This is a genomic window from Streptomyces sp. NPDC093261 (assembly GCF_044753645.1).
Taxonomy (GTDB): Bacteria; Actinomycetota; Actinomycetes; order Streptomycetales; family Streptomycetaceae; genus Streptomyces.
Window position 1 is genome coordinate 50,177 of sequence record NZ_JBIVNO010000005.1, and the last position, 17,860, is coordinate 68,036.

The following is a 17,860-nucleotide window of genomic DNA, read 5'->3' on the forward strand; positions in this document are numbered from 1 at the left end:
GGGGACCGAACGACACCGACACGGGGACCGAGCCCACCAGGAACCGGGGACCGAACGACACCGACACGGGGACCGAGCCCACCAGGAACCGGGGACCGAACGACACCGACACGGGGACCGAGCCCACCAGGAACCGGGGACACACGGTGCCTCTGCGGAGCAAGACGGCCACGAAGCCCCGGACTAAGACCAAGGGGAAGCGCGCCCGGTCCCGCAGCCCGCAGACGCAGCGCGCGCCGCGGGAGCTCGAGCAGTCGGTGGACCAGCTCGTCCAGCAGGTCCGTCCGCACGTCTCTGCCTTGCTCGAACGGGACGGCAACGAGTCCGTCACCCGGGTCCAGCTGCGGGAGATTCTCCGCCGTGAGGGCCTGAAGGGCGGCCGGAACGACCGGCTGAGCCTCGTCCTCCAGGAACTGCGGAGTGACGCCACCACGACGACAAGGAGCTCCGCCCGATGAAGACCTGCCACCAGTTCGACGCCGTCCGTGCGGAGTACGAGCGGGAGATCGGCTTCATGCTCGCCCACTCAAAGCGGCACGAGGGCAGGCCGGCGGCGAAGTCCAGCGCGAAGCAGGCTGCCTCGACGAAGCAGCGGATGGCCCGCGCGCTCAACAGCCACGTCGGTCGCTGCCCCGAGTGCGGCTGAACCGGCAAAACCCCACTCAAGGCCCCCTAATCGCAAAGGGTGGCCCGGCTCCGTGCCGGGCCGCCCGCCCCGCTTGAGGAGACACGCCTTGATTCCGCGTCCTGTTCGCTCATCCGAGGCCACGGTCGTCGAGGCCAGCGCCTGGGCGGACGTCCTGGTCCGCCGGAGACTCCTGCACGCCGCCGTCCTCGCGCCTACCGGCCAGTGGCTCGTCCAGGGCCACTCATAAGGATCCGTCCGCGTCCTTACGGGACCGGCCGACGTCCTCGCGCTGGCCGCGAGCATCCAACAGCACACCCGCTCCACGAGGCCCGAATCCTGATGACGAACCCCACCCAGACCGGCACCGCCCCGGAACCTGCTCCCAACTCCAACTCGGTCTCGGGGCGAGCAAGTTATCGGCCAAGACACTCTTCCCCGTCGGGGAAGCGCGCCTTGGCCAAGCCCGCCCCGGGGGTGGCGAGAGCGGACCAGCACCGGGGGGTGCTGGTCCGTGAGACAGCGACCGAGGGCGGATCGCAGCCGGAGGAGACGCCTTCACTGCACAAGCCGCGCGCCGCGAAGAAGACCTCGCGCAAGCGCTCGCCCAAGCCGCCCTCGCACAAGCGTGATTACGTCTGCAGCGTCCGCCTGAACGGCGACGAGAAGACCCTGCTCTGCGCTGCCGCCACCGCGACCCGTACGAGCCTGCCAGGCTTCCTCGCCCGCAGCGGGCTCGCCGCCGCTCACGACCTCGACAGCACCGCCGCCGCCATCGCCGGCCACCGCGAGCTGATCGCCGAGCTGTTCGCCGCACGCCGGCACCTCGGACAAGTCGGCAACAACCTCAACCAGATAGCCCGGGCCATCAACTCCGGCGGCCAGCCAGCCGAAATCGACGCGGTCGTCGCGGCGGTCCAGCGCGCCGTGACCCGCGTACAGGCAGCCACAGACCGACTGCTGGAGCAGCGCTGAGCTGGCTCCCCTTACCGCCCCGCATCCCGCCACTCCCAGCGACGACCTCGGACAGCAGCATGATCCCCCGGATACAAAAGCGCGGGCAGCGCACCATCGGTCTCCTCTACTACCTCTACGGGCCCGGGAAGCACGAGGAGCACATCGACCCGCACCTGGTCGCCTCGTGGGACCACAACGCTCCCGACCCCGGCCGCGACCCGTCTGCCACCCTCAAGCAGCTCCAGCAGCTCCTGGACCAACCCGTCGAGAACATCGACCAGGCCGACCGGCCGAAGAAGCACGTGTGGCATCTGTCCGTCCGCAACAGTGCCGAGGACCGGCTCCTGACCGACGAGGAGTGGGGCGAGGTGGCCCGCCGGATGGTCGCCGCCACCGGTATCGACTACCCCGAACAGGGCGCGGGCTGCCGGTGGGTGGCCGTCCGGCATGCCGACGACCACATTCACATCGTCGCCACGCTCGTCCGTGAGGACGGCTACAAGCCCGACCTCGACCACGACGCCGCTCGCGCCCAGGCCCAGGCCCGCGCCTTGGAAGCGGAGCTGGGTTTGCGCCGGCTCAACAAGGGCGACGGCACCGCGGCCCAACGCCCCACCAGCGTCGAGCGCCACAAAGCCGAACGTCAGGGCCGCGAGCGCACCGCGCGGGAGGAACTGCGCGAAACCGTGCGCCGCGCGGTGGCCGGCGCCAGCAGCGAGACCGAGTTCTTCGACCGGCTGGCCGCCGCCGGCCTGATCATCCGTAAGCGCGTCGCCCCCTCCGGCGACCTGCTCGGCTACAAGGTCGCCCTGCCCGACGACCGCAACAAGGACGGCGAACCGGTCTTCTACCCCGGCGCCCGCCTGGCCCCCGATCTGTCCCTGCCCCGTATCCGGGAGCGCTGGTCCGCCGACACTCGCGACCAGGACGCCACACCGGCAGATGTGCCCGCCCCTGCGGCGCCGAGCGACCCGGCCGCCGCCCGCCGACACACGGCCTCGGCCGCGTGGAACGCGGTGCTCGTCATCGAGCACGGCGACGACGCCATCGCCGCCGCGTACATTGCCGCTGCCGGCGAGGTCCTGGACGCGCTCGCGAAGACCTCCGCGGCCCGCACCAGGCGCGAACTGCGTGACGCCGCCTTCGCGTTCGAGCGGGCCTCCCGCTCCCACGTCCGCGCCGAGCGTGGCCACGACCGAGCGCTGCGGCAGGCCGCCCGTGACCTCGTCTATAGCGGTCCGGCGTTGGGCCGCGGCGAGGACGGCGCGACCACCGCGATGGCGATCGACATGCTGTTCTTCCTCATCACCGCCGCCGCCCACTGGCACGCGAAGAAGAACCACGCCCAGCAGGCCACCGCCGCCCGCCAGGCCGCCGAACATCTGCGCGCCGCCTACCAGGCCGCCGCCGCTCAACCCCTCGGTGCCCTCTACCAACGAGGCCGGCGCCTGGGCCGGGCGCTGCGGCAGCGGCAGACGACGGTGCTGCGCACAGCGCTGCCGGAGTTGGCCGAGCAGATCCTCGCCGAGCCCGGCTGGTACGCGCTCGCCGCCACCCTCGCCGACGCCGAAGCCGCCGGCCACGACCCGGCCGCCCTGCTCGCCGACGCCGCGGGTCGGCGGGAGCTGGACACGGCGGAGTCCGTCAGCGACGTCCTGGTGTGGCGGCTGCGCCGGGCAGCGGACCTGCCTGCGGATACCACCGGCATGGTGCCCGACGCTCACGCCTCACAGCGCTCGGCACAGCGCGCCGGGCAGCACATCCCCGGACAGGCCCGGCCTGGGCGTGGCCGGTCGTGACTGTGGACTTTGTGAATTGAACAGGTCAGCGGACTTCGCGCACGATCATGACGCGTGCAGGACGAGACGAGGGAGGACACCGGGTGTTTCACCGGATACGACGACGCCGCCGCGCGGAAGAGGAAGAGTTCAGTGAGGTGCAGCGCCAAGCGTGCGAGGCGTGGCTGCGGATGGCCGACCAGGTGCCGCCGGTCCTGCAGATGCAGGAGGAGCATCAGCTCGCGGAGCCGGCGCCGGTTGTGGACGACTTCCTCCCGCCGGAGCTGCGGGTCCCCAGCCACGACCAGCTCGACGGCCGGGTGATGCCCTGGCCGTGGCCGGTCGTCCTGGACGGCGAGGTCGTCGCCTGCGCCGAGTGCGGCGCCTACCGCGAGTGGCTCATCCTCTCCACCCACGGCCAGGTCTGGCTGCGCTGCCAGGCCGGCCACGAGCAGCACGAGACCCGTCTCGACACCGCGTGGTTCAACCGACACTCCGGCCCGGGAGATGCCATCCACGCCACGTTCGAGGACTGCCTGCGGCACCTCGGCCACCGCTGACCTCCACTCTTTCGGCCCCTTCTCGGGCCCACGGGCCCGCACTGTCCAACCGTCACCGAGCACCACAGGGGTCAGTTCGCCCATGCGCGTTCGCCTCACCATCACCGCCCTCGGCCTCACCGCCGCCGCCCTCACCTTGCCCGCCTGCTCCGCCGGCACCAGCCAGGCGAAGTCCACCTCCCCGTCCTCCGCCTCCGCAGACCACCCGGCCACCAACAAGCAGAGCGACGCCCCGCTGTCGTCGGCCGCGCTTCAGCCCCGCCTGCTCGACGAGAGCGACCTCGGGTCCGACTACACCCGCAATCCGGAGGACACCTCCAGCCACGACGACGTCACCGTCACCGGCTGCCCCGCCCTGGAGAAGCTGGGCGGCGACGCGGCGGCCAGCGGCTCCCTCGACTTCCCCAACAAGACGAAGGTGTCCTTCACCTACACCGGCGGCAGCGCCGGTTCGCAGGTCTCCGAGGAGCTGTACAGCGACACCTCCGCGAAGCTGTCCGACGGCATCGATCGGATCTTCGACGCCATGACCGGCTGCCCGACCTACCAAGTCGTCTCCGGCAGCACCGTCATCAACGTCACGTCACAGAAGACGACCGCGCCCCGGCTCGGCGGCCAGCAGTGGAGCCAGCTGATGACCTTCACCTCCGGTGGGCAGGACAGCGTCGTCAAGCAGACCGCGATACGTGAGGGAAGCCTGCTCCTCATCGTCTCTGGCGCGCCAGCCCTGGTCGGCCAGCATCTCGACAAGGCCCTCGCCAAGGCGACAGCAACCCGCTGACGCGCCCGCGACGGCGCTCTCGACCACCACGGTCGAGGCGCCGTGTCGATCCGAGGATTCAGAGCATCCGGGTGAGCGTGCTGGGCGTCGCCGAGCAGCGGCCGGCATAGGGTGGCGGGTCAGACGGCCCTCGACTTGAACCGCCATACCGCGTGCTCCATCCCGCCCGGTTCGTGTCCGAGGGCGGCGGCGGCCTCCTCGTACACAGCTCGCAGCTCCTCGTACTGCAGGCCCGTGACACCGGCATCCGCAGCGAAGGCCCGCAGGTGTACGTCCACAGCGACGTGCGATCGACCGAGGAGCTCACGGCCGTCCACAGCCGGTACGACAGTCTCCGGTCCGACAACGCTGGGTCCTCCGGTGATGCCCCGCGGCCGGGTGGGGACGGCAAGCTGGACATAGCCCGTGCGCGACGCGACAAGGGCGAGAGCGTCACCAGCATTGCCAAGGCGCTGGGAGTCCACCGCGCCACCCTCTACGACCACCTGGCAGAGAGGGCCTGAGAGAGGCGCGCAGGGGCGCAGTCAGGCGCTCACCTCGGAGTGCACCGGAACGGGCGGGCGCACTCCCGTGAGTGCCTCCGCTCGGGCGAGAAGGTGGGGCGCAAGGTCGGGGTACCAGCCACGGGCCACGGCTTGCAGCATCTCGGCCAGGGCCGCGAGTTCCCCGATTCGACCGGCGGGGGTGTCGAGGATGGCGGCGAACTCTTTGCGGATGCGGGCGGCTACGTCGGGTACAAGCAGGCTGTTGGCGTGGAGAAGCCCCGCGTCATAGCCGAAGGGCACCAGGCCCCACCGCTCCCAGTCCAGCAGGCACAGGGGCTCGGCGGTGAGGTTGCCCCAGTGCAGGTCACCGTGACCGGTCACCCGCTCCACGTTGGCGGGGGCCGGGATGCCGAGGAACTGGGGGAAGGCTCGTTCGATCCATCCGTCCCGGACGGTCGTCTTCACACCCTCCGCTTCAGCGAGCAGGGCAAGGGCTTGGCGAAGGTCCGCCCACCATTCGTCAGGCAGCGCCGGATCGTGGTCGATGTCGGCTCTGTCCGGGGACACCACGGGTTGCGTCAGGTAGTCCAGGACTTCGGCCTCGAAGGCCCACTCGCCGTCAGTCCAGTCGTGCACCCCATGCAGGCGGGGGCGCGGGACGCCTTCGGGTAGGAGCTGGGAAGCCCCGACGATGCCCTCCCCCTGCTTCCTGCCCGCGTTCCTTTTCGCCGTCCGGCTCACCCGTAGCCACCGGTCCTCCGCTCGGCGTCCGAGGGTGACACCGAGGAAGCCCCACGCCAGCGGACCCGTGCAGGTGAGGCCCAGTGCCTTGGCCGCCCGGTCGTGGGCTGCCTCCATCAGGGCTCGTACCTCCTCATTCACCGGCGAGTTCATCCGTCACCCTCCTGAGTTCATGGGCCGTCAGCGGCGCAGCCAGAGCCTTGGCCATATCGTCCCAGTGCTCGCGGGTGCTCGCGGAGGTGAGGACGACATCGAGGCCGGGGCACGAGCCAGCGGCCAGCATGGCAGCGGCTGCGGCCGACAGGCCGGGGCGGATGAGGTTCACCAGTTCGGGTGTCATGGCGTCGAGGAGTTCGCCCCCGTGCAGGGGAGCGGAGCCGAACGTGATCAGCCCGGCGTCCTTCGCCTGTACCAGTGGTCCGCCGCCGTTCAGGGCCTGTCTGATCGGGGCATCCATGATCAGGCTGACGGGCATCTGCATGCCCGTGAAGTGATGCTCGGCGGAACCAGCCGCCTGGCGTGCGAGCGCGAGCAACTCGGCGACACTGAACGCTCCGGAGGTCAGGCCCGACCAAGTGGCGACGCCGTACCCGCCGATCCTGCCCGCATGGGCGAATTCCTCCAGCGCCGTGAAGGCTTCCCGCACGCGCCCGTGCAGAGCGGCGCGGTCAGGGCCGTGCCCGTGGTGCTCGGGGTTGTGCACGAACACCAGGTCCACGCGCCCGAGCTCGGCCAAGGATCGCTCCGTCTGCCAGCGGACGAAGCCTCGCTCAAGGCTGTGCCTACCGGCCGCCTCTTCTCGGGTGAGCACGCCCTCAGCCAGGGCGCTGCGGCCTTGTTCCTCCGTGAAGAACCCCGTCTTCGTGGCTACCCGCACGGTCGGGTATTCCCCGAGCACCGGGCGCAGCTCCTCATGCGCCTGACCACGACCATAGTTGGGTGCCGTGTCCACCCAGGGGCTACCTGCGGCCAGGGCGGCGCGTGCCGCCTGACTGACGGCACGCACGCGGTATGTCCCCAGGCAGAGCGCGGCGGTCACAGTGCCGTCCCCACGACTGCGACGGCGTGGCCGTCGATGAGGACGGAGACCAGTTCGGCCACCTCCTTGACCTCAAGCCCGGCGGAGTCGGCCACCTCCCCGAGCGTGGTCGGCTGGTTGGTCAGCAGCGTGCCCAGCGCGGGCGCCGCGGACTCAGCGAAGTCCCACGCGGTACCCGCCGCGGAGAAGGTGACCGTGCCCTGTTCGCGGTTGGCCGTCAGGCGACCTCTCGGAGCGGTGAGCTTGACCGTGATCTCTCTCCGTGCGGGGAGTCCGTCCACGTAGGGCAGGGACGGAATCGCGTGGCCCAGGTCTGTCGTGTCGATCGACTCCGCCCACCGCTCCACGAGGCGGGGGTCCGCCATCATGTCGGCCACCTCACGTCGTACGGCGTCGATGAAGTCCGACTGTTCCGCCAGCGAGCCGAAGCGCGGGATGTCCCGGCGCAGCGCGAGGGACGCCCGGAGCTGATCGACGACCCACAGCATCAGGTCAGCGCCGGTGTGCGGGACCATGCCGAACGTGAGGTGAAGGGATTCCGTCCCCTGATCGGCGGTGACCGAGTGCCACCACCCGCGCGGCAGGTAGAGCACGTCACCCGGGGACAGAACGAGGTCCGCCACCGGGTCGCCCTCCGGCTCCTCCGGCGACTCCACGTCCCGGAAGGTGGGCGCCTCACGGGTCATCCCCCACAGGCGCCACCGCTTCGAGCCATGCAGTTGCACCACGACGACATCGTGGTCGTCCCAATGCCGGCCGAAGCCCTCCCGCTCGGTCCACGAGGCGTACACGTTGGCCTGCACGGAAGTCCCGAGGAAGCGTTCCAGCCCCTCCGCAGCCGCCCCCACGGCGGGGTGGATCTTCTCCACCGCGTCGAGGACCAGCGACGCCCCGTCCCTGAGCTGGGCGTGGAAGTCGGACGGCTGGATACGGGACCAGGTGACCGCGCGGCGGTTCGTTGTCGGGATCGCGTAGCGGTGCAGCGGCACCATCTCGCCGTCAGCCGACAGGCGCAGCCGGGGCGGCTCCAGCCGCTGCGTGGCAATGATCCGGTTCAGGTCGTCCCAGGAGAACAGACCCGCCACGTCGGCGACCCCGGGGAAGTGCGCGTACGAGCGGTGGTACGTCTGGGCGAGGAACCTGTCCCCGCCCAGACGCCCCGCCCACGAGGCTGCATCAAGCAACGTGGGCGCTCCCGTCAGTCGTTGCCGTCGGAACGGCCACTGCTGACGTCCGACTCCTGCTCGGCACGCGTGCGCGCGGCCACGATCTTCCGCTTCGCGACGAGCAGTCCACCCCCCTCGGGGGCGGCCGACGTGGTGTTCTCTTCCACCATCGGACTTACCTCTCTCTTCTCGGGGACTCCCACCGGGATTCCGGCAGGAAGCAAAGGGACAGCGACGAGCGCGGCAGACGCCGACCTTGGCGACGACGGGCGCCCCGTGCACCGCGGGCACCCGCACGGCGGGGACTTGGCCGGCGAACCCGAGATCACTGCGTTGCGGTGGTTCACCCGCACCATGCGCACCGAGTCGTACATCCGGCCCCCGTCGTATGACACCCGGAGAGTCATGCACCCGGTCGTCATGAGCGCACACCAGCGTCAGGGCCGAACCTCCGCCGGTACCCCAGCCGCCACCCCACGCCGTAGCGGACCCACTTTTCGTTTCGCCCGGTCGCTGCCATGGGGGAAATCATTGGCCTACAAAGCGACGGCTGTGTAGTTCTTTCCCGTCATGGACTAAAGATCATGAACGGCAGGCGGCGGACCACTCCGCCAACAAGGCTCGCACTTCGTCCCCGAACAGCGCATAACCCTCAAGCGTGGAGAACAGTTCCAAGTGCATTTCGATGTCACGTGGATCTCTCAGGATCACGACACCGGTGGTGTTCTCCACGGTGGCCAGGGTGTCGTCATAGATGGTGAAGGTGTCCATCGGAGCCATGGGCTTGTATCCCGCGATGGGGATGACGCCGAGCTTCACGTTCGCAAGGTGGGTCAGTGAGGCCAGCCGGTCAATCTGCATCGCCATCGCAGCCGGGGGCAGGAGTGGCCACCTCACAGCCTGCTCGGTGAGAATGAAAGTGAACCTATTCTTCGTGTCGTAAAGAACCTCCTGCCGCTCCAACTTCCTCGCGATCGTCTTAGTGACATCGGCCGGAGAATGGGCAAGGCTGGCGCGGATGTACTCAGGGGTGGACAGCAGTCCTGTAATCATCGAGAGCAGGAAGAAGCGGAACTCCGTGGACGAGGATTCAAGGGCGGCAAGTTCAGTCTGCTTCTTCTCCAGGCCCCTACGCCGGAGCGAGCGCAGGTCTTGCCATTCGGTGTTGGCCAGCCTCGCGAGGGCAACGACCTCCTCGATGACCTCGGGCGGAGCCACCACGGCCCGGAGGATCCTTTCCAGATCCAGCAGACTCGGCTGAACTTTCCCATTCTCGATCCGACTGATCTTCGATTGGGACATGTTGCAACGCCGAGCGAGCCGGTCCCCAGTGAGGCCGGCTCGCTTGCGTAGTTCTTTCAGCAGGGCCGCCAGTTCCTGTTTCGGCTGCCCGAGCTGCTCAGGATCGAACGTCACCCGCTGCTCACGTACTCCAGGAACGGCACGGATTTGGCAATGGCAATCCGCTTCCACTGCCGGTAGGGCTCCGGGTCGCCCTCGTACAGCTCCCGGTTTATCTGTGTCCCGTCCGCCCGGTAGTTCATCAGGACCACCTTGGACTCGTCGAACATCCAGAAGTCCTGATCTGGAAGTCCCGGGTTCTCCCGGTCGGTGAGGTCGAGGATACGGATATCCTCGCCCGCCTTCACGTGGTGCCGGTAGTAGTACTCGAATTCGAACCGAAGGTAGTCCGAAAGCGGGCGGGTCACGACGTGCACCCTGCCGACTCTCTTTCCTTCCGAGGCCCACTGCCGGACCTCATCCATCCAGGCCGATGTGTAATCGTCCGGCGACTTCTCCCCGGCGAGGAATCGCTTCAACTTCTCCGCTTCCTGGGGCATGGTGTAGACGGGCAGCGTCTCCAGCCTCCACGCCTCACGCTCCATGGAATCGAAGCAGTCGTTCCAGGCGTCACCATCCAAGTGCACGGAACGCCTCCCTGAGAACCGCCTCCGGGATTTCCACAAGCCCTTCCCCGGCGGGCGGGGTGAAGGCGTCGGACACGTCACCCTGCACCACGAACGACCCCGCGGCCGTGCGGTACACGTTCGGGCAGTCCTTCTCTCCGCACTCGCCGTTGCCATTGCCCGTGAGCCGGGTGAGTGCCGAACGCTCGGACATGCCAAACCCCCTTGCTCTGGCCCCGATTGGGCCGCCCGCCCATGACGTTAGAGGGGGCGGGGCGCAGCGTCTATGCACGAACACGACTATGCGTGTCCTCGCATAAACCCGTGCGGCCGGAGGGGCGCAGCCGAAGGGGAGGAAGAGGAGCGGCAGGGTGCGGGGGCTGACTGAGGGACCCCGTCCTACCTGCTCCCGGCAGCAGGCCACCCCGGTGCAGGCTGCCTTCAGGGCCGCCTACCACCTCCCGCCCGTGAACGCGGTAGCGGTCGGCACGGACAACCCCGACCACCTGCGAGAGCTGACCAACGCCCAGAGCTTCGCGGTGGACGAGGAGGCCGTCCGCCACTACCGCAGCCTCCTGCGCAACCGCCGTCAGGAGTGAAGCTCGGCGATGAGCCGCGCCGCCTCCTCCCGGGCGGGCTCCAAGCGGGGATCCTGGGGATGGGCGTGCGGCCCTACGACCTTCGCACAGAAGAACAGGGCCATCAGCCGGCCAGACCTGCTCTCCAGGTCTGGCCGACGCTCCGCCCACACTCGTTGTGCCAGGGCAGGGACGGCGAGGGAGTTCCCCCAGAGGGTGGCCGCATCCAGTCCGCGCGGCGCCATCCCCCAATCCTCCCAATCGATGATGCAGAACTCGGGCCCGGTCACGTTCGCCCACGTCAGATCCGCATGTGCCGGCGTCCACTCATCCACGGTGGCGTCTACTTCGGGGAAGACTGCTCGGATCGTCCCAGTCACCAGTTCCTGGGTGGCCGTCTCTGTGTCCGGAGTGGCGAGGCGGTGCGTGCGCTGCGCGGCGAGTGCGTCCAGCGAAGCATTGAGTGCCGCCCACCAGCCGTCCGACAGTTGAGGATGCTCGATCACCAGAGCGGCGTGCCCAACGGGCGAGGCGGTGACCAGCACCATTTCGTCTGCCCGCCACATCACCGGCTCGTCCCGCTCGCGCCACGCCAGCCCCGCATACCACTTCGGCATAGACACTCCATGCAAGACCGCTGCGGCCTCGGTGCCGTTCCAGCCCTGTGCTCCGATCCGGTCGAAGCTGCGCCGCTCAACCCTCACCCACGTTCCACGGTCCGTCCGCGCCCCAACCGAGCGCCGCTTGCACACCACGGTGTCACGGAGCAACTGCATTTGAAGGGACCGCTCCACGTGTTCGAGAACGTCATCAACCGGCTCAACACGCAAGTCCACGGCCCGTGCACCAGGCGAAGAGAGCGTCATCTGGACTCCTTGGGCCCTCGCTGTGGGGTAGGGGCGACCTGCCGTCAGGTGAAAGCACCCGTAAGTTGATTAATGTAGTGGGTGATGTGCGGCATCCTGTGCGGCAGTTGATCGAGCGGGAAGAGGCGGAGCGCCTGGCATTCGCCAAGGACGAGATCGGTTGCGGCAACTTCCCCCCTCTACGGAGCGAGGAACAGCTGCGGCGGGATGATCTGCGGCAGGAGGGACCGCGACGGCCCGCGAGACGCTGGATTAGACGGGCGTGTGCTGTGCTGTACGGCGCGGTCTGGTTGAGCGGATCCATCCGGCGACGGGTGTCCACTGCGTGTACCTGGCAGGGGACGCAACGAACAATGACGCGGTTGAAGAGCGGCTTGGGTGGCGAAGAATGCGGCGGGCCTGTAGGTTCTCAATTTCAGTGTAAGGGGCCGACCCTGTGACCTGGATATTTCCCTTGAGTCTCACGTTGTGTCGGCAGGCGGCTGTCTCAGATCGGTGTCATTTCCTCAGGCTGTCCAGCAGGCTGCAACGCGGCCCGGGGCGTCACGAACCTGCATCGGCAACCATCCGTTCCACCCACTCACACACCTTCGTTGCACACGAACGTCCCGAGCGTCGTCGCTGACAAGCGCCTGCGGGACTCCGGACGGCTTGATCAGCCCATAATTGGAGTCAGTGCCGAGCGACCCGGCGCATCGCACCCGCCCCGGGTGCACTCACCGCGATCGGAGAGCATCGTGAAGAACAGCGCGTTGTGGCGAGTGGTTGACAACGAGAGTGGTACCCAGTCCATCGTCAGCTCGCCCTCCGAGGCGGTGGCGTTCGTCAACAGCCGGTTCGACACCGATGACGACGACGAGCCGTTCAGCATCACCGAGGTCGGTCCTCTCCTTCCGAAGCCGCTCGTGGTCATCACTGCATGGGCTGCCGAGAAGGACGGCGAGCGAACCGACGGGCGTACTGCCCCGATCACCATCAGGCCGGTTGTGACGGACAACGCCAGCGAGTGCGATGACGTCGTGCTCTGGGGCGACGTGTACGTCTCCTGGGACCACGACATGTACACCGTCGAGGAGCCGGACAGCTCCGAATACAGCGAGGCTTAGAACTCCTAACAGAATGCTGCAACTTGCCTTGGAATGTTGGTGTCTGATGGGTTGTTAGCCTGCACATGAGAAGGGGTGAGCAGCCTCCGTGGATCGTGTCGGATGAGCTGTGGGCGCGGATCGAGCCGTTGCTGCCGGTCGTGCAGCGCCGCACGGATCACCCGGGGCGCAAGCGTCTGGACGACCGGAAAGTGCTGTCGGGCATCCTGTTCGTGCTGTACACGGGCATTCCGTGGGAGTTCTTGCCCCAGGAGCTGGGCTTCGGTTCCGGCATGACCTGCTGGCGACGCCTGCGCGACTGGAACGACGCGGGTGTCTGGCAGCGTCTGCACGAATCGCTCCTGGCCGAACTGAACGCCGTCGGCGCGCTGGACTGGTCGAGGGCGGTGATCGACGGCTCCCACGTGCGGGCCATGAAAGGCGGCCCAAAACCGGACCGAGCCCGGTCGACCGTGCCCGAACAGGCTCCAAGCACCATGTGATCACCGAAGGGCACGGCATCCCGCTGGCGGTATCGCTGACCGGCGGAAACCGCAACGACGTCACCCAGCTCATCCCCCTGATCCAGGCCGTCCCGCCCGTACGCGGCCGGCGAGGGCGGCCCCGACAGCGACCGGTCGCGCTCTATGCCGACCGCGGCTACGACCACGACAAGTACCGCAAGCAGGTCCAGGCCCTGGGCATCACCCCCGTCATCGCCCGTCGTGGCACCGACCATGGCTCAGGTCTGGGCGTCCACCGGTGGGTGGTCGAACAGAGCTTCGCGCTGCTGCACTGGTTCCGTCGGTTACGCATCCGCTGGGAGATCCGCGACGACATCCACGAAGCGTTTCTCAGCCTGGCCTGCGGCATCATCTGCTGGCGCCGACTGGTCAACCTCTCACTTTGTTAGGAGTTCTTACAGCGCAGCCGAGTTGAGCGCGATCCTCGACGAGTACGCCGATGACTACGAGTACGCGCCTGAAGGGCCTGAAGGGCCCGACAGCCACAGGTGGCCGAAACCGGAAGAGTTGATCACCTACGGCGCCCAGGAGTGCGCCAAGCGGTTCGGGCACCTCGACGACGACGCCCTGCTGTGGCTCGCTGCCACCCGCATCACGCTCGCCGTGTGGCGCAACACACCCGTCGAGAACTGGCATGCCGGGAAGAGTCCGCTGCACGACGGCACAATGATGCGGATCAACGCGGCAACCACCCGACTCGTGCGCTCGATGCTGTCGTTCGACCATGTCGACTGGATCGGTCTCGGTCTCGCGATCGTCAACCCGTCCCGGGTTCTACCGACCGGGCAGTCTGTGCTCGAGCTCGGGCTGGCCTGCCACAACCCTGACGACCCGGCACACGAGGATGATCCGCGCGTAGAACTCGCGGAGATGGCACAGGTCGCGATCTCATGGGGGCGAAGGTACTGCCTTAGCGAGAAGGAGTTCGGTCTGCGAACCCTGGTCGAATCCTTGTGTGCGTTCGACAACGGCTGGTTCGGAGCACCGAGTTGGGGGCGCATCGTCGATCGGTTCCTTACGGCTGTCGACGACCGGGAGAATGCGCACTGGCGCATACACCGGGACAAGCCTTGGTTCGACGAGTGGTTCACCAACCGGCCGGCCGACATTGCGGACACCACGGAATTTCGTCGGCTGCTCCTTGCCGGGCCCGACCTGCTGTCCGAGGAGGCCGCCGAATGGTGCGTGGATGGCGCCATCGGCTACGTCTGTCAGGACGACCACGCAAACGGCTGCCCGCTGTGCGGTATCCCGCTGGCAACGGAGTCCTCAAACGAGTGACGGCAGTGGCCAGCGATTCTCAATCCCGTGTCAGTTCGGCCAGTCACATGACATCGCGACTGAGAAAATGACACGGGATCTGAGAACCTACAGGGCCGCTTCACGTCCGCCGACACGATCTACCCGCCGATGCTGGCAGCACTGGAGGAAGACGTATGACCGAGCAAACGGCACAAGAGCGACCGGGCATCGCAGCCGCGATCGTGGTCCAGGACGGCGCCGTGCTCATGGTTCGTCGCCGGGTCGCGGAAGGTCAACTGTCGTGGCAGTTCCCTGCGGGCGAGATCGAGGCGACGGAGACCCCTGAACAAGCAGCCGTGCGAGAGACGAGCCAAGAGGTCGGCATGGAGGTGACCGCTCTCAAGGTCCTCGGAGAACGGGTTCACCCCAAGACTGGCCGGAAGATGACCTACGTGGCCTGTGTCGTAGAGTCCGGCGCTCCTTACGTCGCGGACGAGGATGAACTGGCTGAGGTGGCATGGGTCCGGCATGCCCAGATTCCCGCGTACGTGCCGTACGGCCTCTTCGACGCGGTGCAGGTATATCTCGACGCCGCACTGAGCCGGTAACACCTCGGTGCGTCCTGCGGAGGAGGACGAGGCAGCGTCGGGTAATCAGACCGCCCTCCCGACGAGCTAAGGAACTGGTCGTGGACACTGAAATCGGCCTGATCTGCCTGCGGTTGGTTAGCGTGGCGTCGCCATTGCCTCGTCGACCAAGTGTTCACTCATGGAGTGCCAGGGCTTCAGGTTGTACAACTCTCGTACCACCTTCGTGTCACCCACGGACCGCGCTCGGCGGCCGACGTCTCATCTGTCTGCGTCCGGTGGCGTAAGACGCTGCCGCCATGGGTGGTCCGGCACGGTTACTGCGATAGCGTTCGCCAACCAAATGCGTTGAGGTTCGCCGAGCAGCGGCAGTACCGCTTCGAAGTCTGTCTCATCCTTCTCCCGCGTCGCCTTCGCCTTGTAGTAGAGCTGCACCTCGGGCGCCAGGTAGGGGATGCCAGTCCCGCTTCTTCGTCCCAACCGCTCGATCGGAAGCCGGATCCGTGGGGTACGCCGAGAGACCCAATGGGTGCCCTCCGCCTCGTCCAGCATGAGCTGCACGGACCAGGGCGCCTCAGGCGTGCGTCGGCACCAGATGTCGTGGAGGGGCGGCTGAAGAGTCTCCCCAGAACGCCACGGGCGCAGCCGCCCCATGCCAGGTGGGTCCGCCACGTACAGGTCCCAGTCGGTCAAGAGACCGCGCACGCGAGCTTGGTCCCGTCGGAGGACGAGGACATCGAGATCGCCGTGCGGGCGTAGCTCACGGCCGACGGCGAGTTCGATCGCGTACCCGCCAGCGATCCACCACGGGAAGTCGGCCGCAGCGAACATGACAGCTATATCTTCGGGACGAGCCGGCACCCAGCGCCCCACTCCCTCAATACTCACCTGTCCATGCTCTCAGTGAACGCGACCCCGGAAGGGAAATCCGATGTAGGCCAGCCATACACAGAGGCCAGCTATGGGGTGAGCCGGTTCGGTCCGCGGAAGAGGAAGGTGGCCTCGCGGATCGACTCCAGTCCGAGCAAGACCATGAGTACGCGTCCAAGGCCCATGCCCAGCCCGCCGTGCGGTGGGCACCCGTACCGGAACGCGTTCAGGTAGTCCTGCATCGGCTCCGGACTCACGCCCTTCTCGGCGGCTTGCTTCAGCAGCACGTCGTAGCGGTGCTCGCGCTGGGCACCGGTGGTGATCTCCAGCCCCTTCCAGAGCAGGTCGAAGCTCAGGGTCACGCTCGGGTCGTCGGCCGGCCGCATGTGGTAGAAGGGCCGGATGCCCACGGGGTAGTGGGTGATGAACACGAATTCGTGGCCGGTGGCCTGCTGGATGTGGGCGCTGATGCTCCGCTCGCCTTCCGGGTCCAGGTCCTCCTTGGTTCCTTCCGAGTCCCAGCCGCCCTTGCGCAGGATCTCTTGCGCCTCCGCCATGCTGACGCGGGGGAACGGCGTCGTGGGGACGGTGATCTCCACGCCGAACTGCTCCCGGACCGCATCGCCGTGTGCACCGACGACCTTGGCGATGGCGTGGGCGAGCATCTGCTCCTCGAACGCCATAACGTCCTCGACGCCGTCAATCCAGGCCAGCTCGACGTCCACGCCGGTGAACTCGGTGGCGTGCCGGGAGGTGAACGACGGCTCGGCACGGAAGACGGGGCCGATCTCGAAGACCTTTTCGATTCCGGCCGAGATCGCCATCTGCTTGTAGAACTGTGGCGACTGGGCGAGATAGGCGCTGCGGTCGAAGTAGCCGAGTTCGAAGAGCTCCGCGCCAGACTCCGAGGCGGTGCCCATGAGCTTGGGGGTGTGCATCTCCGTGGCGCCCTGGGCATAGGCGTACTCGCGCATCCTCTGCTCAAGGGTGGTCTGCACGGCGAACATCAGCTGAGCTGCGGGACGGCGGCGTACGTCCAAGAACCGCCAGTCCAGGCGGTGCTCCAGGCCCGTGTGCTCGTCGATGGGCAGCGGTGTCGCGGCCCGGTTCAGGATCTCGACCCGCTCCGGGATGATCTCCAGGCTGTGGAGCTTCACGATCGGGTTCTCGACGACGCGGCCGGTGATCCGCACCGCGGACTCCGGGGTGAGCTGCTGCAGGGCGGCCTCGATGTCGTCGCCTGCGCCGCCGCGCCGGTGGGTGACCTGCACCATGCCCGTGTGGTCGCGTACGACGACGAACTGGACCTTACTCAGCAGGCGCAGAGTGTGCGCCCAGCCTGACACGGAAACGGTTCGACCCAAGTGCTCGCGCAGGTCAGATACCAGTACACGATCGGTCGTATGGATCATCGTAGCCCTCCAGGGCGTCATGGTGATCCCTTGGGGGCGCGGGCGAGAAGGGGACTCGCGGTTCCACCACGCCTTCACCACCACTCGACAGTGGCGGCCTCATTCGTGGCCGGTAACGGGGCCAGCCGGCGGGGCATTGGACCACATGGCCGTTCCTCCCCGCACTCAGGAGGGTCTTCACCCTGGGGCGCGAGGCTGCCTTCCCAGCTGCCAGCAGCTCTCTCGGCTCGCGTGATCCCGGGCTACTCGTCTCCGTCATCGCGTTGTGACGGAGGATAGCGAGCCAGGGCCTCGAGACGACAGCGAGATTTCTGCGTAGATCGTGATCGTGCCAGTGGGCACGTTCGGAAGCAGGTGCGGCCACCCGACGATCAACGGCGCCAGGAAGGAGGAGGTGTAGTCGTACTGATGATGACGCTACCCGGGGCGCAGCCTACGATGCTCAGTCAGCGAATGGACGGACACGGATCCGCGTGACAATTTCGTGGCGCCGGGAAACACAGCTCCCCCATCCTGACGGAATGCCCGACATCATCACCTCGCGCCTTCAGTACAGCGCCACAGCGGTACGCCCAGACTGGAAGGACCTCCCACAAGACGTTCGCCAGCTCATCACCCGACGCCTCGGAGGCTCAGTAGAGGCCGGGTGCAGCACAG

General features: G+C 67.6%; 21 protein-coding genes and 2 pseudogenes. 13 read left to right on the forward strand and 10 right to left on the reverse strand.

Translation table 11 applies throughout. The features are described from left to right. The 8 genes and pseudogenes from ACIP94_RS14205 to ACIP94_RS14240 form a co-directional block, all read left to right on the forward strand. Positions 1 to 458 (forward strand): annotated as a pseudogene (locus ACIP94_RS14205) (hypothetical protein); the annotation flags it as partial. Further along, positions 455 to 646 (forward strand): hypothetical protein, encoded by a 192-nt coding sequence (locus ACIP94_RS14210; protein ID WP_073946777.1) that lies wholly within the window; start codon positions 455 to 457, stop codon positions 644 to 646. The pseudogene ACIP94_RS14205 and the gene ACIP94_RS14210, both read left to right, overlap by 4 nt. An 88-nt stretch (positions 647 to 734) precedes the next feature. Continuing rightward, positions 735 to 875 carry a hypothetical protein gene (locus ACIP94_RS14215; RefSeq protein ID WP_234377039.1) on the forward strand — a complete coding sequence of 47 codons (141 nt, stop codon included), beginning with the start codon at positions 735 to 737 and terminating at the stop codon, positions 873 to 875. A 206-nt stretch (positions 876 to 1,081) separates the two neighbouring features. Further along, on the forward strand, positions 1,082 to 1,600 hold the full coding sequence (mobC, locus tag ACIP94_RS14220) for a plasmid mobilization relaxosome protein MobC (RefSeq protein WP_234377038.1): 519 nt from the start codon (positions 1,082 to 1,084) through the stop codon (positions 1,598 to 1,600). A 59-nt stretch (positions 1,601 to 1,659) separates the two neighbouring features. Continuing rightward, positions 1,660 to 3,381: a relaxase/mobilization nuclease domain-containing protein gene (locus tag ACIP94_RS14225; protein ID WP_402424400.1), complete on the forward strand. Its 1,722-nt coding sequence runs from the start codon at positions 1,660 to 1,662 to the stop codon at positions 3,379 to 3,381. A gap of 83 nt (positions 3,382 to 3,464) precedes the next feature. Continuing rightward, on the forward strand, positions 3,465 to 3,920 hold the full coding sequence (locus ACIP94_RS14230; RefSeq protein ID WP_399878982.1) for a hypothetical protein: 456 nt from the start codon (positions 3,465 to 3,467) through the stop codon (positions 3,918 to 3,920). A gap of 82 nt (positions 3,921 to 4,002) precedes the next feature. Then, on the forward strand, positions 4,003 to 4,701 hold the full coding sequence (locus ACIP94_RS14235; protein ID WP_402424403.1) for a hypothetical protein: 699 nt from the start codon (positions 4,003 to 4,005) through the stop codon (positions 4,699 to 4,701). Positions 4,702 to 4,853: 152 nt separating this feature from the next. Then, on the forward strand, positions 4,854 to 5,204 hold the full coding sequence (locus tag ACIP94_RS14240; RefSeq protein WP_402424406.1) for a helix-turn-helix domain-containing protein: 351 nt from the start codon (positions 4,854 to 4,856) through the stop codon (positions 5,202 to 5,204). Positions 5,205 to 5,225: 21 nt separating this feature from the next. On the opposite strand, the gene ACIP94_RS14245 is transcribed toward ACIP94_RS14240, so the two are convergent. The 7 genes from ACIP94_RS14245 to ACIP94_RS14275 form a co-directional block, all read right to left on the reverse strand. Continuing rightward, positions 5,226 to 6,080 carry a hypothetical protein gene (locus ACIP94_RS14245; RefSeq protein WP_402424409.1) on the reverse strand — a complete coding sequence of 285 codons (855 nt, stop codon included), beginning with the start codon at positions 6,078 to 6,080 and terminating at the stop codon, positions 5,226 to 5,228. Continuing rightward, positions 6,061 to 6,966 (reverse strand): aldo/keto reductase, encoded by a 906-nt coding sequence (locus ACIP94_RS14250; RefSeq protein WP_402424411.1) that lies wholly within the window; start codon positions 6,964 to 6,966, stop codon positions 6,061 to 6,063. The genes ACIP94_RS14245 and ACIP94_RS14250 overlap by 20 nt, the downstream gene beginning before the upstream one ends. Then, positions 6,963 to 8,150, reverse strand: coding sequence for a JmjC domain-containing protein (locus ACIP94_RS14255; protein ID WP_365730567.1), 1,188 nt, complete (start codon positions 8,148 to 8,150; stop codon positions 6,963 to 6,965). Before ACIP94_RS14255 ends, ACIP94_RS14250 begins: the two co-directional genes overlap by 4 nt. Positions 8,151 to 8,164: 14 nt before the next feature. Continuing rightward, positions 8,165 to 8,302, reverse strand: coding sequence for a hypothetical protein (locus tag ACIP94_RS14260; protein WP_006143122.1), 138 nt, complete (start codon positions 8,300 to 8,302; stop codon positions 8,165 to 8,167). A 412-nt stretch (positions 8,303 to 8,714) separates the two neighbouring features. Continuing rightward, on the reverse strand, positions 8,715 to 9,548 hold the full coding sequence (locus ACIP94_RS14265; protein ID WP_402424416.1) for a helix-turn-helix domain-containing protein: 834 nt from the start codon (positions 9,546 to 9,548) through the stop codon (positions 8,715 to 8,717). Further along, positions 9,545 to 10,060 (reverse strand): DUF6879 family protein, encoded by a 516-nt coding sequence (locus tag ACIP94_RS14270; protein WP_055493665.1) that lies wholly within the window; start codon positions 10,058 to 10,060, stop codon positions 9,545 to 9,547. The genes ACIP94_RS14265 and ACIP94_RS14270 overlap by 4 nt, the downstream gene beginning before the upstream one ends. Next, positions 10,044 to 10,253 (reverse strand): hypothetical protein, encoded by a 210-nt coding sequence (locus ACIP94_RS14275; protein ID WP_055493664.1) that lies wholly within the window; start codon positions 10,251 to 10,253, stop codon positions 10,044 to 10,046. Before ACIP94_RS14275 ends, ACIP94_RS14270 begins: the two co-directional genes overlap by 17 nt. Positions 10,254 to 10,410: 157 nt before the next feature. On the opposite strand from ACIP94_RS14275, the gene ACIP94_RS14280 reads away from it, so the two are divergent. After that, on the forward strand, positions 10,411 to 10,638 hold the full coding sequence (locus ACIP94_RS14280; protein WP_061915924.1) for a hypothetical protein: 228 nt from the start codon (positions 10,411 to 10,413) through the stop codon (positions 10,636 to 10,638). Here the strand turns inward: ACIP94_RS14280 and ACIP94_RS14285 are convergent. Beyond that, positions 10,629 to 11,483 carry a hypothetical protein gene (locus tag ACIP94_RS14285; RefSeq protein WP_402424421.1) on the reverse strand — a complete coding sequence of 285 codons (855 nt, stop codon included), beginning with the start codon at positions 11,481 to 11,483 and terminating at the stop codon, positions 10,629 to 10,631. The two genes, ACIP94_RS14280 and ACIP94_RS14285, sit on opposite strands and share 10 nt — an antisense overlap. Positions 11,484 to 12,220: 737 nt before the next feature. On the opposite strand from ACIP94_RS14285, the gene ACIP94_RS14290 reads away from it, so the two are divergent. The 4 genes and pseudogenes from ACIP94_RS14290 (at position 12,221) to ACIP94_RS14305 (ending at position 14,942) form a co-directional block, all read left to right on the forward strand. Beyond that, on the forward strand, positions 12,221 to 12,589 hold the full coding sequence (locus ACIP94_RS14290; RefSeq protein WP_402424423.1) for a hypothetical protein: 369 nt from the start codon (positions 12,221 to 12,223) through the stop codon (positions 12,587 to 12,589). Positions 12,590 to 12,654: 65 nt separating this feature from the next. After that, positions 12,655 to 13,481, forward strand: a protein-coding gene (locus tag ACIP94_RS14295; protein ID WP_402424425.1) for an IS5 family transposase whose coding sequence is annotated in 2 segments (ribosomal slippage) — positions 12,655 to 13,015 and positions 13,015 to 13,481 — 828 coding nt in all. Because the reading frame shifts where the segments join, the coding sequence is not laid out codon by codon here. A 4-nt stretch (positions 13,482 to 13,485) separates the two neighbouring features. Beyond that, positions 13,486 to 14,373: pseudogene (locus tag ACIP94_RS14300) on the forward strand (hypothetical protein); the annotation flags it as partial. Positions 14,374 to 14,528: 155 nt separating this feature from the next. Further along, entirely contained in the window at positions 14,529 to 14,942 is a 414-nt protein-coding gene (locus tag ACIP94_RS14305) for an NUDIX hydrolase (RefSeq protein ID WP_402424428.1), read from the forward strand. 240 nt (positions 14,943 to 15,182) lie between these two features. Here the strand turns inward: ACIP94_RS14305 and ACIP94_RS14310 are convergent, their stop codons facing one another. Next, positions 15,183 to 15,752, reverse strand: coding sequence for a nucleotidyltransferase domain-containing protein (locus tag ACIP94_RS14310; RefSeq protein ID WP_402424431.1), 570 nt, complete (start codon positions 15,750 to 15,752; stop codon positions 15,183 to 15,185). Between the two features lie 128 nt (positions 15,753 to 15,880). Next, the gene (gene aspS / locus ACIP94_RS14315; RefSeq protein WP_402424434.1) at positions 15,881 to 17,203 is read right to left on the reverse strand and encodes an aspartate--tRNA(Asn) ligase; all 1,323 of its coding nucleotides are present in this window, start codon (positions 17,201 to 17,203) and stop codon (positions 15,881 to 15,883) included. Positions 17,204 to 17,860 lie beyond the last annotated feature (657 nt).

What these genes read in the sequence shown, in the direction of transcription:
- ACIP94_RS14210 (WP_073946777.1), top strand. Translation starts at nt 455, where the DNA reads ATGAAGACCTGCCACCAGTTCGACGCCGTCCGTGCGGAGTACGAGCGG.
- ACIP94_RS14225 (WP_402424400.1), top strand. Translation starts at nt 1,660, where the DNA reads ATGATCCCCCGGATACAAAAGCGCGGGCAGCGCACCATCGGTCTCCTC.
- ACIP94_RS14235 (WP_402424403.1), top strand. Translation starts at nt 4,003, where the DNA reads ATGCGCGTTCGCCTCACCATCACCGCCCTCGGCCTCACCGCCGCCGCC.
- ACIP94_RS14245 (WP_402424409.1), bottom strand. Translation starts at nt 6,080, where the DNA reads ATGAACTCGCCGGTGAATGAGGAGGTACGAGCCCTGATGGAGGCAGCC.
- ACIP94_RS14260 (WP_006143122.1), bottom strand. Translation starts at nt 8,302, where the DNA reads ATGGTGGAAGAGAACACCACGTCGGCCGCCCCCGAGGGGGGTGGACTG.
- ACIP94_RS14275 (WP_055493664.1), bottom strand. Translation starts at nt 10,253, where the DNA reads ATGTCCGAGCGTTCGGCACTCACCCGGCTCACGGGCAATGGCAACGGC.
- ACIP94_RS14285 (WP_402424421.1), bottom strand. Translation starts at nt 11,483, where the DNA reads ATGACGCTCTCTTCGCCTGGTGCACGGGCCGTGGACTTGCGTGTTGAG.
- ACIP94_RS14305 (WP_402424428.1), top strand. Translation starts at nt 14,529, where the DNA reads ATGACCGAGCAAACGGCACAAGAGCGACCGGGCATCGCAGCCGCGATC.
- ACIP94_RS14310 (WP_402424431.1), bottom strand. Translation starts at nt 15,752, where the DNA reads ATGTTCGCTGCGGCCGACTTCCCGTGGTGGATCGCTGGCGGGTACGCG.
- aspS (WP_402424434.1), bottom strand. Translation starts at nt 17,203, where the DNA reads ATGATCCATACGACCGATCGTGTACTGGTATCTGACCTGCGCGAGCAC.